11 protein-coding genes are annotated in these 12,829 nt (G+C 58.4%); 2 read left to right on the top strand and 9 right to left on the bottom strand.

Annotated features, from left to right (window positions below; all coding sequences use genetic code 11):
- Together CDA63_RS11190 and CDA63_RS11185 are read right to left on the bottom strand one after the other, a co-directional pair.
- The coding region (locus tag CDA63_RS11190; RefSeq protein WP_088464539.1) for a DUF2147 domain-containing protein at nucleotides 1–301 on the bottom strand (301 nt) is incomplete at its 3' end.
- A 734-nt stretch (nucleotides 302–1,035) separates the two neighbouring features.
- Nucleotides 1,036–1,542 carry a C40 family peptidase gene (locus CDA63_RS11185; protein ID WP_165768271.1) on the bottom strand — a complete coding sequence of 169 codons (507 nt, stop codon included), beginning with the start codon at nucleotides 1,540–1,542 and terminating at the stop codon, nucleotides 1,036–1,038.
- A 358-nt stretch (nucleotides 1,543–1,900) separates the two neighbouring features.
- Here CDA63_RS11185 and CDA63_RS11180 point away from each other — a divergent pair, with 358 nt between their 5' ends.
- Nucleotides 1,901–3,709: a M61 family metallopeptidase gene (locus tag CDA63_RS11180; RefSeq protein ID WP_088464537.1), complete on the top strand. Its 1,809-nt coding sequence runs from the start codon at nucleotides 1,901–1,903 to the stop codon at nucleotides 3,707–3,709.
- Nucleotides 3,710–3,876: 167 nt separating this feature from the next.
- Here the strand turns inward: CDA63_RS11180 and CDA63_RS11175 are convergent, their stop codons facing one another.
- From CDA63_RS11175 to CDA63_RS20860, 4 genes are all read right to left on the bottom strand, one after another.
- The gene (locus CDA63_RS11175; protein WP_088464536.1) at nucleotides 3,877–5,811 is read right to left on the bottom strand and encodes a KUP/HAK/KT family potassium transporter; all 1,935 of its coding nucleotides are present in this window, start codon (nucleotides 5,809–5,811) and stop codon (nucleotides 3,877–3,879) included.
- A gap of 132 nt (nucleotides 5,812–5,943) precedes the next feature.
- The gene (locus CDA63_RS20865; RefSeq protein WP_165768270.1) at nucleotides 5,944–6,696 is read right to left on the bottom strand and encodes a hypothetical protein; all 753 of its coding nucleotides are present in this window, start codon (nucleotides 6,694–6,696) and stop codon (nucleotides 5,944–5,946) included.
- Nucleotides 6,697–6,779: 83 nt separating this feature from the next.
- The gene (locus tag CDA63_RS11160) at nucleotides 6,780–7,424 is read right to left on the bottom strand and encodes an FKBP-type peptidyl-prolyl cis-trans isomerase (protein ID WP_088464533.1); all 645 of its coding nucleotides are present in this window, start codon (nucleotides 7,422–7,424) and stop codon (nucleotides 6,780–6,782) included.
- 268 nt (nucleotides 7,425–7,692) lie between these two features.
- Nucleotides 7,693–7,830, bottom strand: coding sequence for a hypothetical protein (locus CDA63_RS20860; protein WP_165768269.1), 138 nt, complete (start codon nucleotides 7,828–7,830; stop codon nucleotides 7,693–7,695).
- 311 nt (nucleotides 7,831–8,141) lie between these two features.
- On the opposite strand from CDA63_RS20860, the gene CDA63_RS11155 reads away from it, so the two are divergent.
- The gene (locus CDA63_RS11155; RefSeq protein WP_088464532.1) at nucleotides 8,142–8,690 is read left to right on the top strand and encodes a hypothetical protein; all 549 of its coding nucleotides are present in this window, start codon (nucleotides 8,142–8,144) and stop codon (nucleotides 8,688–8,690) included.
- Between the two features lie 253 nt (nucleotides 8,691–8,943).
- Here CDA63_RS11155 and CDA63_RS11150 read toward each other — a convergent pair whose 3' ends face one another.
- The 3 genes from CDA63_RS11150 to CDA63_RS20445 all read right to left on the bottom strand — a co-directional run bounded on the left by CDA63_RS11150 (nucleotide 8,944) and on the right by CDA63_RS20445 (nucleotide 12,817).
- Entirely contained in the window at nucleotides 8,944–10,782 is a 1,839-nt protein-coding gene (locus CDA63_RS11150) for a peptidoglycan D,D-transpeptidase FtsI family protein (RefSeq protein WP_088464531.1), read from the bottom strand.
- Nucleotides 10,783–10,926: 144 nt separating this feature from the next.
- Nucleotides 10,927–11,487: a hypothetical protein gene (locus CDA63_RS11145; protein ID WP_199797522.1), complete on the bottom strand. Its 561-nt coding sequence runs from the start codon at nucleotides 11,485–11,487 to the stop codon at nucleotides 10,927–10,929.
- 358 nt (nucleotides 11,488–11,845) lie between these two features.
- Nucleotides 11,846–12,817 (bottom strand): TIR domain-containing protein, encoded by a 972-nt coding sequence (locus CDA63_RS20445; protein ID WP_126546824.1) that lies wholly within the window; start codon nucleotides 12,815–12,817, stop codon nucleotides 11,846–11,848.
- Nucleotides 12,818–12,829: the final 12 nt, after the last annotated feature.

The following is a 12,829-nucleotide window of genomic DNA, read 5'->3' as shown; positions in this document are numbered from 1 at the left end:
CATCCCACTTGTTGTCTTCGTCGTACTCGAAGCCCTGCATAAATACCATACCCAGGCGGGGCCGGCTGCGCAACTTGGGGTTAGGGTTCTGGGTATCCGTTTTCGGCCGACCAGTTTTCGGATCGTTCGGAATCGTGAGCGATACAATACGGCCGCAAAGCTTGTCGCCACACTTGTAAATTTCAAAAGTTGCTTTCTTCTCCGAATTGGTCCAGATGCCAAGCGGCGACAGGCTTTGGGCCGACACCGACCCAATCAGGCCGAAGAGCAGAACAATACTGAGAATGACGAATTTTTTCATGGGATTGGTGATGAAGAATGGGTTGGTTCGTGGGAAAAGATAAAGAAATCTGGTCAAAAACCCCGTAACATCAGAGCAACGACCTACTTGGATCATTGCAACTATGAAGCCAAAATACCGCTGAGCTCTGCTAACTAAAAATAGTAGCCCCGAAAAGGGGTTGAGGATCAAGTAGATGAAATAAATAAGGGTTCAGAGGACCAGAAAAAGCTCTTTTTATTTTGAACCATCCCCCAGGCGTTTAACTTTACCCTTCGTAGCGAGTGCTACAACCCGAGCCAAGCCACCCTAAGGTGCTGGGCAGCGAAGCCTGGGTTATGTCGGATCTAAAGAAAGGAGGTACAAAATGTCTAGTAGTCCCAACCAAATCCTGCCAAGCCTGTCGAATGTAGTCTGCTTCACCGCCGGACGCGCTTAACAACAGCTTTCGCGCGGAACACTGTTAGCCCTTCAGGGCGTGTTCCCGCATTCTGGCAAGGTCTTACAAAAGACGTCGGAGCTGTACCCCAGTTCAGTCGCTTGGTAAGATTTGAAGGATTAGATGCCCGGTTCGCCCAGCAGCCTCGAAAAGGAGGACCTGCATAGGCGGCCGGGCATCGCTCTTTTTAGAGTGAATGGATGAGTTAGTGACTCGGTGAATTAGGTTCTGTTCTGAGGCAGTACATGCGTGAACTTACCTAAGGCGCTGTGTGCAGTCGTAATGGGTAGGTTCACGCATTTACCCAGTTACTCATTCACAGCATCCGGCGCACCTGCATAAAGCGACGCTCGTAGCCGGTACCTTCTACCTGGCTGATTTTGACGCCTGACTCGCGGCGGGCCGAAGACGCATGTACGAACCGGATGGGCTCGCCGGGCCGGCTGATAACGATACCCGCGTGCCCGGGCGTAGTGGAGGTTGCGGCCGTGCCGGTAAACACCACAATATCGCCGGGGCGGGCTTCTGTTCGGGCCACGGGCCGGCCCACATCAATGAGCAGCGCCGTAGAGTGAGGTGTAGCCACACCGTAGCGGGCAAACACATAAAGCACAAAGCCTGAACAATCGAAGCCGCCCTCGGGCGTAATGCCGGCGTAGCAGTAGTTGGTACCAAGCTGGCGCAGGGCGAAGGCCACAATGCTGTCGGCCTTAGCGACGGGGCCGGGGGCAACGGGCTGGAGTACTGGTAACCGCCGAAGTTCGGCGGGAGCAACTGCCGCTGCCGGGGCCGTTTCAACGGAAATTGGTGCAGCGGTGCTCACGGCCGAAGAGCGGACAACGTAGGCAGTAGACCGGGCCGGTAGTGGGGGGGCAGAGGCGGTTTTGGTAGTCAGGGACAGTGCCGGATGCAGGCGCATCCATACGGCGCGCCCAACAAGCACTATTACGACAAGCAAAAAAACCGACCAAACGTACCGCATAGCTGCAACTCTAGGTAATGGTGTCGTAACGGGGGGGGCATGGTGCGGGTTCCGGCAGCAGCCCTTGCCAAGGCTGCTTACTGATTTTGGTTGGTGGTAATTTGGGCGGGCAGTTGCAGCCTTACGCGGTTTTCTACGTTCTTTGCCCACCCGGCCCCTGGGGCCAGATTCTTCTGTTCGTTCATCTTTTTCCTGCTAAATGCTCCTGACTACTCCCCACCGCCTGGCGGTGGCGGCCCTGGGCGTGCTGCTGGGCCACGCGGCCCCAGCGGCCCTGGCCGCACCCACGTTGCGCTACACGCTGGCTATGCCGGCCCCCCAAACCCACTACTTCGAGGTCGAAATGAACCTCGATGGCTTCAATAAAGCCTACACCGACGTCAAGATGCCCGTCTGGGCGCCCGGTTCCTACCTGGTGCGCGAGTTTGCCAAGAACGTGGAAGGCTTCGGCGCCACGGCCGGCGGCCAGGCCCTGCGCACCGAGAAAATCGACAAGAATACCTGGCGGGTATACCATCCTAAAGCCAAGGATTTCGCGGTCAGCTATCGGGTGTATGCCTACGAGCTGAGCGTGCGCACAAGTTTCGTGGATGCCTCGCACGGCTACGTGAACGGCACCAGCGTGTTCATGTATCCGGCCGATAATGCCCAGATGCCCAGCCAGCTGGAAGTGAAACCCGCCCAGGGATGGAGCCAGGTGAGCACCAGCCTGAAACCCGCCGGTGGTACCTACACCTACCGCTCGGGCAGCTACGACGAGCTGGCTGACTCGCCCATCGAAATCGGTAACCAGAAGATTTACACGTTTACGGCCAACGGCACGCCTCACACGGTGGCCATGTACGGCGACCCGGTAGTGGATACCGAGCGCCTCACCCGCGACATGAAGCGCGTGTGCGAGGAAGCCCATAAGGTAGTCGACCGCAACCCGCTGGACCGCTACCTGTTCATCATCCACAACATCGACCGGGGTACCGGGGGGCTGGAGCACTTGTTCTCCACTACGTTATCGGTGTCGCGCAACGCCTATTCGACGGAAGCCGGCTGGAAGGGCTTCCTGGGGCTGGTGGCGCACGAGTATTTCCACCTCTGGAACGTGAAGCGCATCCGGCCGGTGGCGCTGGGGCCATTCGACTACGACAAGGAAAACTACACCCACATGTTGTGGGTAAGTGAAGGCGGTACCGAGTACTTCTCGAACCTGATTATGCAGCGGGCCGGTTTCCTGACCCCCGATGGCTACCTGGCCGACTTGAGCAACGGCATCAACCGGGTCGAGAACACGCCCGGCAACAAGGTGCAGTCGGCCGCCGACGCCAGCTTCGATGCCTGGATCAAGCAGTATCGCCCCAACGAAAATTCGGGCAACACCGCCATCAGCTACTACGACAAGGGCGAGGTTATCGGGGCCGTGCTCGACCTGATGATCATCAATGAAACCAAGGGCCAGAAGCGCCTCGACGACGTGATGCAGTACCTCTACGACCAATACTACAAGAAGCTGGGCCGGGGTTTCACCGATGAGGAATATCAGCAGGCCGTGGCTAAAGTGGCCGGCCGCCGCTTCGACGACTTCTTCCGACGCTACGTGTACGGCACCGAAATGCTGCCCTACGAGCAGGCCCTGAACTACGCTGGCCTGCACCTGAGCGTAGTGCCCACCCCAGCCACCGAAATCGACCTGGGCGCCCGCATCAGCGCCGCCAACGGCCGCCAGACGGTAGCGGGTGTGGTACGCGATGGTAGCGCCTGGCAAGGTGGCCTCAACGTAGGCGACGAAATCCTGAGCCTCGATGGCGCCCGCGTCACCGACGACCTCAACAAGCTGCTTGCCGGCCGCGCCGTGGGCTCGACGGTGAAGCTGCTGGTTACCCGCGAGGGACTGGTGCGCGAAGTGAGCTTCCCACTGCTGGCCAGCACCACCAGCCGCTACCGCATCGAGCACCAGGACAACCCTACTGCCGCCCAGCAGACCGTATTGGCTAAGTGGCTGCCGGTGCGTAAGTAGCGCAGCAAGTTGTGGCAGTTGAGAGGCAGGCTGCCGCTCGACCAGCCACTCAGCAAGCGAACTGTTGCCCTATGCAACAACAACGCCCCCGCCGGATTCCGGCGGGGGCGTTGTTGTTGCATAGGTCGATGCGAGCTGGTTAAGCTGGCGGAGGGTGTTAGAGTTGTTCAGCCGATCCGTTCCAGCGCCACTTCGCGGACTGGCGAAATCACGAGAGGTACTTTCTCCACCTTTACCGAGCTGGTATCGAGGCCGAAGTATTTATCTTCGGAGGCGATGAACTGCTTGATGTAGAAGTAGGCCTGCATGACCAGCTTCTCGACGAGCGGAAAATCGTTTTCTACCGACAGAAACTTCTCCAGCACCACGAACCGGAAGTCGCCTGTTACGTGCTGCTTGCTGAGCGACTCGTAGCGGGAAGTGATGTCGACTTCCTTGTTGCGCACCAGCTCCTCAATCACCTTGCGGAAGTAGAGGTTGATTTTTTGCTCGACCCGAAAGCCCAGCCGGAACGTGATGCGGAATACGTCGCCTGGGGCCAGCTCGGTTACTTTGTACTCCATCGTGTAGGGCTCGTCGGTGGTATCGACGTGCACGAACCAATAGATATCGGCCCGCTTGGGGCGCTTCTGAAAAATCGAATAGATGATTTTCGACTCGATTTCGGACTGCCGCTCGGCCGAGGTCATGAACACCAAATGGGTGGCGTACTTCGAAACCGATTCGTCGTCGCTGAGCTCTTTGAGCGTTTCGATGTAAGGGGCAATCTTGACGAACTCGGTGAGGCGGCGCTTGATGTAGAAGGCCCGTAGCCACACGTACATCACGCCCACCAGGATGGCCCCAATCAGCAGCGAAACCCAGCCGCCGTGCGGGAATTTAATCAGGTTGGCAATCAGGAAGGCGCCTTCAATGGCCCCATATAGCAACGCAAACAACACAATGGCCACCAGCGGCACTCGTTTCAGGCGCAGCCACATAGTCAGCAGCACAGTGGTCATGAGCATCGTGAGCGTAATGGCTAGGCCGTAGGCGGCTTCCATGTTTTCGGAGCGCTGGAAATAGAGCACCACGCCAATGCAGCCCAGCAGCAGCAGCCGGTTCATGCTGGGCACAAAGAGCTGGCCCTTCACGTCGGTGGGGTAGTTGAGCTTTACTTTGGGCCACATGTTGAGGCGAATGGCCTCGGCAACCAGCGTGAACGAGCCCGTTATTAGGGCCTGGGAGGCTATAATGGCCGCTACGGTGGCAATGCCGATGCCAATGAGCAGGAACCAGGCCGGCATGAGCTCATAGAACGGGTTGCGGCCGTTGAGCTGCTCGCCCTGGTGGGCCAGCAGCCAGCCGCCCTGGCCCATGTAGTTGAGCACGAGGCAGGACTTAACAAATACCCAGCTGATGCGGATATTGCCCTTGCCGCAGTGGCCCAGGTCGGAGTACAGGGCCTCGGCCCCGGTGGTGCACAGAAACACCGCCCCCAGCAGCCAGAAGCCCCCCGGGTAGTTCACCAGCAGGTTGTAGGCGTAATAGGGGTTGAGGGCGGTAAGGATTTCGGGGTGGGCCAGCATTCCGCCCACGCCCAGCGCCGCCAGCATCGAAAACCAGATGAGCATAATCGGCCCGAAGGCCTTGCCCACGATCTGGGTGCCGAAGCTTTGGAGCAGGAAAAGGCCCGCGATAATGCCAATCACGATGGGTACCGTCGGGATGTTGGGGTACACCGCTTCCAGACCTTCAATGGCCGACGAAACCGAAATGGGGGGCGTAATCACGCCATCGGCCAGCAACGCCGAGCCCCCGATAATGGCCACGGCCGACAGCCAGGCCCCGCGCCGCCGCACCAACGCATAGAGCGAGAAAATACCGCCTTCGCCGTTGTTGTCGGCATTGAGCGTAAGCATGACGTACTTGATGGTGGTCTGGAGCGTGAGGGTCCAGAAAACGCAACTGATGCCGCCGTACACCAGCAGCGGGTCAATCTGGCCTGGCACAATGGCCTTCATCACGTAGAGGGGCGAGGTACCAATGTCGCCGTAAATAATACCCAGGGCAATGAGTAACCCAGCCGTCGAGACGGCCGAATGCTGATGTTTAGCATCCATGAGGAAAACCAGGAAAAAGGAGGGGAGGATTCGACAAACGGCGCCGAAGGTAGGGCCGGAATTTAACTTTAACGCCCGCCCCGATTTGCAACCGCGAAAAGGGCTGCCAAGGAGCAGTAGTGCCTTTAAGGATTAGCCCGGCGGCTGATCGGTAATAGAGGGTCGTGGGCTGGGAGCCGACGGGATATAATTGGCCAGTTCGGCTTGTTGAAGCCAGTAGGCCGCAGTGGCGGCGGCTTCGTGGTGGCGCTGGCGCAAGCGGCGGTTGGCCTCCCGGGCGAGCTGCTGCCAGCTGCGGGCGGCACCGGAAAAAGCAAAGTGGCGGGTTTCGCGGCCCGGCCGGTGCAGCCGCCAGCGGTTGGTACCGCGCAGTCCCCAGGCCAGCAGGGCAATGCCCAGGCCCAGGCCAAGGGCTGCCGGCACACTGCGCAGCCAGAATTGCAAGTAACCCAGCAGGAACACGCAGATGGTAAACGCGCCCAGCAATACACCCAGCAGCCAGCGTACCGCCTGCACATCCACGCCTTCCAGCTCGCGCCAGCCAAATTGCTCCCCGTTTACTTCCAGCCCCTCGTTGGTCAGTGCTACCCGGCCATCCTCGCTACGCTCAGTGGCAAAGTGCTCGGGGGGCGGAGGTGGTAGCAGCCGGAGTTCAGGCTCTGGGGCCGCTTCAAATGGCTCGGCTGACGGCTCAGGCAACGGCTCGGGAGTAAGGAGCGGTACTGGGTCGGGCTCCGGGGCCGGGTCAGGTTCCGCAGCTGCGGGTGCTTGGTTAGCCGGCCCGGTATTGCCGGGCAGGGGCGGACCAACAAAAGCCCCGCTGGCCGTGGCCGTACGTATCCATTGGGGCGGAACGAGGCGCACAGGCGGCAGCGGGGCTTTCATACTAGCGTAGCGTGATGAGGAGCAGCAAAGCGGGCAAGTAGCGGCAGCCAGGATGGCCTGCGCGCTACGTACTCGCTCCCTACTTATTTGTTCACTTTTAACAACTCCACATCGAAGATGAGGGCGGTGTCGGGGCCAATGTCGCGGCCGGCGCCACGCTTACCGTAGGCTAGGTCGGAGGGGATGTAAAGGCGCCACTTCGAGCCTTCGGGCATCAGTTGCAGGGCTTCTGTCCAGCCGGCAATAACCTGGTTCACGCCGAACGTAGCGGGCTGGCCACGCTGGTAAGAGCTGTCGAAGACGGTGCCGTTGAGCAGCGTGCCGTGGTAGTGGGTGGTCACCGACGAGCCAGGGCCGGGCTTTGGGCCGGAGCCTTCGGTCAGGACCTCGTACTGCAAGCCGCTGGGCAGCGTTGTCACGCCGGCTTTGTTCTCGTTTTCTTTCAGGAAGGCGTCGCCTTCAGCTTTGTTGTTACTCATATCGTTGGAGTTTTGGTTGTCGTCATCATCGTCGTCGCCGTCCTGGCCGCCGCCGAGCTGCTCCTGGAGCTGCTGCATGGCGTCCTGCATCTGCTCGGGCGTGAGGCGGCTGGGCTCATTGCTGATGGCCTCTTTCATAGCCTGGGCAAAGATGTCGACGTCAAGATCGAGGCCCTGCTGGGCGAAATTGTTGGCCATGTCGCGGCCGATGATGTAGCTGATCTGCTCTTTCAAGCTATCTAAATTCATAAATCATTGATTTGCGCTGATTCTTACGCCGATGCCGCCGGTTTATTTTGGGCGGGTGTCAGGTTGAAAACCAACTGATGAAAAACAAAGTGTGGGGCCCCGCACGGGCCGCCGCTACCGTGAAGTACCGAAAACCGCCGCGAATAGATGTTGTTTTTTCCGGTCCCGCCGCTAAGTTCCTGATGGTAAAGCAAAGTTTGTGCTGGCCCCAACGCACTGAACCCCGCCGGAAGGGCAGGGTTCAGGAAAAAAGAATGAGGTCGGACGCTTAGCAGAAGTGCATTTCTTCCTCGTCGCGCAGATCAAAGTGCAGGTTGAGGCCGCGGACCTGCGACTGTAAAAAACGGAGGGAGCCCAGACCGCTCAGCAGTAGCAGCGAAGAAAGGGTGGCAGTGCTCTTTTTCATGAGGCAATGGTTAAGTAAAAAGCAGTCAGCTTATTGAATGCAAAGGTAATACGTGGTAATCGGATAATTGTTATGCAAGCAGCCTAAATTTATTAAGGCTGGCCCACGGGGGCTAACAGGGGCCTTTTCGTATTTAGCAGGCCAGCGCCACCGGCCAGTAATTGCACGTGGCTACGGGGGCATTTGAGAGGAGCGAAACGAAATAGGACAAAAAAGAAGCGGCTTGGATAATATTGCTGAGGCGGGCTGCGGGCTTTTTGGTAGTTTCGCCTTGTTTACATCATCTCATTTTTTCGTTTTACCCCCGTTATATGAAGTACTTGTTTACCATTTTACTGCTGGCAACCGTGCAACTGTCCTACGCCCAGTCCAGCCTGCTGCTCAATGGCATCCGCACCGCCACCAATGTGGGCCGAATAGCTGCCCGGGCCAATAATAACAAAACCAAAATCAAGCAGAAATCGGCCCTGGCTCCGGAGGCCACCTCGTCTTCCACCGCCTCGACGGTAGGCCAGCCGGCCCCCATCATGCCATTCACGTACCGGGGCCAAGCCGTTTCGCGGCAGCGCACCACGGCCGAAACCATAAAAGGCAAAGGCGCCTCCGAAATCCTGGCGCTCGAAGCCGCCCTCGAACAAACCCACCAGGCCTTGCTGGCCGACTCTGCCCAGTCGTTTCTGCCCGCCACTCAGAACGAGGCCATTATCGCTGCGGCCCGCAAAGCCGCCACAGTCCGCCCAGCTTGGAACTACTCGGCTTACCAGCAGGAGTTAGCTTTCTATCAGCAGGAGGAAACCCGGCGCATGGCCCCCGCGCCGGCTCCGGCCCCGGCTAAGCCCGTGCGCAAGCCCCGTAAGTAATCTGCCGGGCTAGCAGCCTCAGTCAGTAGCTGAAATTCTATTCTCGGCCCCCTTCTGCCCGGCAGAAGGGGGCTGTGGGCATTAGAAGCCAAACGGCCTATCCTCATAAAACTCCCGCACAACTCCCGCACTTTTGTATGATGTAGCGTGAACCGAAAGGCAACGAAGCCAAGCTCACGGCCGCTTGCTGTCTAAAACCTAACGAGAAGAGATGCAGTAATAGGCGCCTGCACGGCCTGGCTACCCACAAATATTAATATCCGTTGCGGGCGCGGTGCTTCACGCGTGCTTCCCAGCGCTTGCGCTTAGGCGCGATGGAGCCGCGCAGGTGCTTTTCCATCACCAGCACGGCGCAGGGAGCCGCGGCGGTGGCCCCGAAGCCGGCATTTTCGAGGTACACGGCCACTACTATTTTGGGGTTGTCGGCGGGGGCGAAGCCGACGAAGGCGGCGTGGTCGTCATCATCGTCGCCGCCGTTTTCGACGGTGCCGGTTTTGCCGGCTACCGTAATGCCCACGTCGGCGAGGCTGGAGGCGTCGGCCGTGCCGCCGCGCTGCATTACGCCAATCATGCCGGGCAGCAGGGCCTCGAAATTGGCGCTGTCGATGAGGGTATACCGCTTTTCGGTAAAGCGCGGGAGCGGCCCATCGTCGCCGATACTGCGCACGAGGTGAGGCGGGTAGTACCAGCCGCGGTTGGCAATAATGGCCGTCATGTTGGCCATTTGCAGGCCTGTCATATTGATTTCGCCCTGCCCGATGCTCAGCGAGTAGATGGAGCGGTAGGTCCAGTTACGGGTTTTGCGGGCCTTGTCGTAGTACGCGGGGGTGGGCAGGAAGCCGGAGGCCTCGCGGGGGATATCCACGCCCAGCACCGAATCGAGGCCGAACGAGCGCACGTAGCGCCGCCACTCGGCTAAGTTGGCGTGGCGGGCGGCCACGGTATCGGCCACTAAGCTATCGGGCACGCGCTGCATGAGGTTGCGCATGGTCTGGTAGAAGTAGGGGTTGCAGCTGTACTTGAGGCCCACCGTGAGGCTGCTGGGTACCGGGTGGTTGTGCACGCACTTAATCAGCGTCTGGTCGCACTTGAAGCCGGTGGTGGGCGTAATGGCCCCGAGCTGCAACGCCACGGCCGCATTCACCAGCTTGAACACCGAGCCGGGCGGGTTAGCCAGCATGGCGGGCCGGTTGAGCAGGGGCCGGTTCTCGTCGTAGAGCATCTCCGAGCGCACCTTGGCCTGGTCGGGGGCCGTGAGCGTGGCCGGGTCGTACACCGGGCCCGACACGTAGGCCAGGATTTCGCCGGTTTTGGGGTCGAGGGCCACGAGGTAGCCCTTGCGGTTACCCATGAGCTGCTCGGCGTAGGCCTGTAGTTTAGTGTCGATGGTCAGGTGCAGATCCTGGCCCTGGCGGAAGGTGGTATCGGTGGCCCAGCTGCCGCGGTTGTTGCCCACCGAGTCGATGAGCGGGTGCAGGTAGCCGACGCGCCCCATCAGCAGACCGTTGTAATACCCTTCGACGCCGCCGTTGCGCAGTTTATAAAAGCGGCCGCGCTTGGTGCGTTGGGCTTGCCTGAAAAACGCCTGGGCTTCGGCGGCCGGGTAGCCCAGCACGGCCGCGCCGGCGTTGGCGGTGTAGCGCCGGCCCACCTGGGTACTGAGCACCAGCGTGGGCCACTCCTTGCGGGCCTTGCGCACCCGCGCGGCTTCGGCCGCCGTTAGCCGCAGGTTCACGGGGTAGCCGGCCGGAGCATCATCGTAGGGGAGGGCGTTGGCGATGCGCTGCCTGATGGTGGTTGGCCCCCAGCCCAGCAGCTTGGCCAAAGCCAAGGTATCAAGCGGGGCCTTGCGCGGCAGTTTCAGCAGGTGCAAAGTGCCGGTGGCCACCAGCACCGAATCGTTGCGGTCGAGCAGGCGGCCGCGAACGAGCGAGTCGGCGCCTACTACCACGCGGCGCTGGGTAAAGGTTTCGGTGGGTTCCTGAACCTCCTGCGCCGCCACCTCGGCTGAAGGGGAGGAGCACGCCGACTGTCCAATCAGCAGCAGCAGGAGTAGCAACCCCATCTTCGACTTATAGAAAACCATGCGCATGTGCCAAAGCTAGCCAATTGCCAGCAGCGGAAGCAGCCCTTTCGGTGAACCAGCCCATTTGCCGGGCCAGCCGCCACAGGGACCAGCATTGCGGCCTGGCCGCCGGCGGGATACTGCACGGCCCCGCGCCAACATACTGGCTAACTAGGCCAGCTGGTGTGCGGGCGCTGAGCCGGTGGTGTTGGCGCGGCGGAAAAGCAGAGCCGCCCCCAGCCACAGCCCCACGAATATCGTGTTGAACCCCAGCACGCCCACCGTTCCCCAGTCCAGCGCGGGCCGCCAGATGAGCAGGGCCAGCAACGGCACCAGAAACTGGGCTAGGGCTGCGGCGAGCATCGCGCGGGCCAGGCCGTGCGCCCGCAAACGGGCCACTGCGGCCCCCACCACCGCCACCAGCAGCACCCCGCCATAGAGCAGGTTGGCCGGGTTGTCTTCGCTGCCGATTATGCCCACGGCCGCGTTCACCCACACCAGCAGCAGCGCGGCCGCTAGGCCCATGCCCACGCCCAGCCGGTACGCGGTAGTGCCGCCCCGGCCAGCTACCAACTCAAAGGCCAGCCCGGTGCCGAACAGCAGGACGCCGGCAAAAGCGAAGTCGGACCAATCCCACTGCACTTCCTGGGTGAAACGCATGGCCACGAAGGGTATCAGCAAAAGGCCCCCGGTAATCAGGGCCGGGCGAACAAGACGTTGGGTAAGTGGCATGACAGTAAAGGATTAAGGTTGCCGCGGGCCGAACAATCGACTGCGTTGCAAAGGATGTAAAAGAACTTTGTATTTCAAAGTAAGTAGGCAAATTTGTTATTGCTCTACCAACTCTAACGTTCCCGTAATCAATTGCGCGAAGCCCCGCCGTGCGCCCCCGGCCCCACCCGAAGCGGCGCGTAACGGCCGCGGCGGGCTGGGGAGTAGCAGCGGAAACAGGTGCGCCAATTATAAGTGTAGTACATTGAGTTCGCGCTGCAGAATAGTGCCAATATCTTTTACTTCTAAGCACGACACCCTCGTCCCAAATTGTAGGGGCGAGGGTGTCGTGCTTAGAAGTTGTTGATAGTTTGATAATTTAATTTCTACTACGTCGGCTCTTGTTAATTAAATCCTTGTCAAGAACAGAGCTTATATGCTTTCGCAGACCTTCTTCAAAATCCCTTCTCCCGGCAATACTGTTGTCATACATTAATACGCGAAAAGGAGAAACATCAAAAGGAAGCTTTACAGTTGCTCTATTGGCAAGAAGAATGACAGGCTTGTTTATGCCATGAGCATAGCCAAGTTCGTAATAAACATTCGCATTATTAGGTGTTATTTCGGCAATTACAAACTCTGAATCAGTTATTGATTGAACAATATCAGATATTATCATGCCAGGACCATAAGTGTCACTTGCAAGCTTCGCCTCTAGTTCAAACTCGTTGCAAACATTTTTAATAACTTCTTCATGAATATCAGTAAACTCTTTTGTGAATTGCATTACAACAAAAACTTCGCCTCTTTCGCCAGAAACCTGTAGGTTTCTAACTTTAACATCTGTATCGTCTAAGCAGAATATGCCGACTTGGCTGCTTGGAATAGAAAAGGGTAGTACAACTGCTAAAACCTCAACCTCATCAACTGAAAGGCTTACTCTAGAACCTCTAACAGAGACTTTGACTGAATATCGTCGATTCGCTCTTAAAGATTCTCTACTGCCTCCACTAGCATGGTCAACCCATTTTTCGCCATCCCATTGCCTAATGCAAAAAGCTCCGTATGCACCAATTCCAGCATTCAATTGTACGCCAGTTGCTGCGTCATAATAAAATATAATTTCACATCCGTTGTTATCTTCTATTTTGCTAAATTCAATGTCAGCACTGATTTCACCACCAGCAAACTGTGCATTAGACATGGCTATTCCAACCTCTAAGCCAACTCTCTCGTCTTCACCTTTGGCATTTTTAATAGGATATGGCTTGCCATGAAATGTTACAAGTTCTTTACTGGTGTCAAAATTTCCTTGAATGATGGCCCATTTAAGCGACGGTGCAGATGGCATAAGTCCGATTGT

Source organism: Hymenobacter amundsenii, from assembly GCF_002204745.1.
Taxonomy (GTDB): Bacteria; Bacteroidota; Bacteroidia; order Cytophagales; family Hymenobacteraceae; genus Hymenobacter; species Hymenobacter amundsenii.
This window is presented reverse-complemented; position numbering and strand designations above follow the sequence as displayed.

Bases quoted from the DNA above. Each gene is read 5' to 3' on its own strand.
- CDA63_RS11180 (WP_088464537.1), top strand. From the start codon at position 1,901: ATGCTCCTGACTACTCCCCACCGCCTGGCGGTGGCGGCCCTGGGCGTG.
- CDA63_RS11175 (WP_088464536.1), bottom strand. From the start codon at position 5,811: ATGGATGCTAAACATCAGCATTCGGCCGTCTCGACGGCTGGGTTACTC.
- CDA63_RS20865 (WP_165768270.1), bottom strand. From the start codon at position 6,696: ATGAAAGCCCCGCTGCCGCCTGTGCGCCTCGTTCCGCCCCAATGGATA.
- CDA63_RS11160 (WP_088464533.1), bottom strand. From the start codon at position 7,424: ATGAATTTAGATAGCTTGAAAGAGCAGATCAGCTACATCATCGGCCGC.
- CDA63_RS20860 (WP_165768269.1), bottom strand. From the start codon at position 7,830: ATGAAAAAGAGCACTGCCACCCTTTCTTCGCTGCTACTGCTGAGCGGT.
- CDA63_RS11155 (WP_088464532.1), top strand. From the start codon at position 8,142: ATGAAGTACTTGTTTACCATTTTACTGCTGGCAACCGTGCAACTGTCC.
- CDA63_RS11150 (WP_088464531.1), bottom strand. From the start codon at position 10,782: ATGCGCATGGTTTTCTATAAGTCGAAGATGGGGTTGCTACTCCTGCTG.
- CDA63_RS11145 (WP_199797522.1), bottom strand. From the start codon at position 11,487: ATGCCACTTACCCAACGTCTTGTTCGCCCGGCCCTGATTACCGGGGGC.
- CDA63_RS20445 (WP_126546824.1), bottom strand. From the start codon at position 12,817: ATGCCATCTGCACCGTCGCTTAAATGGGCCATCATTCAAGGAAATTTT.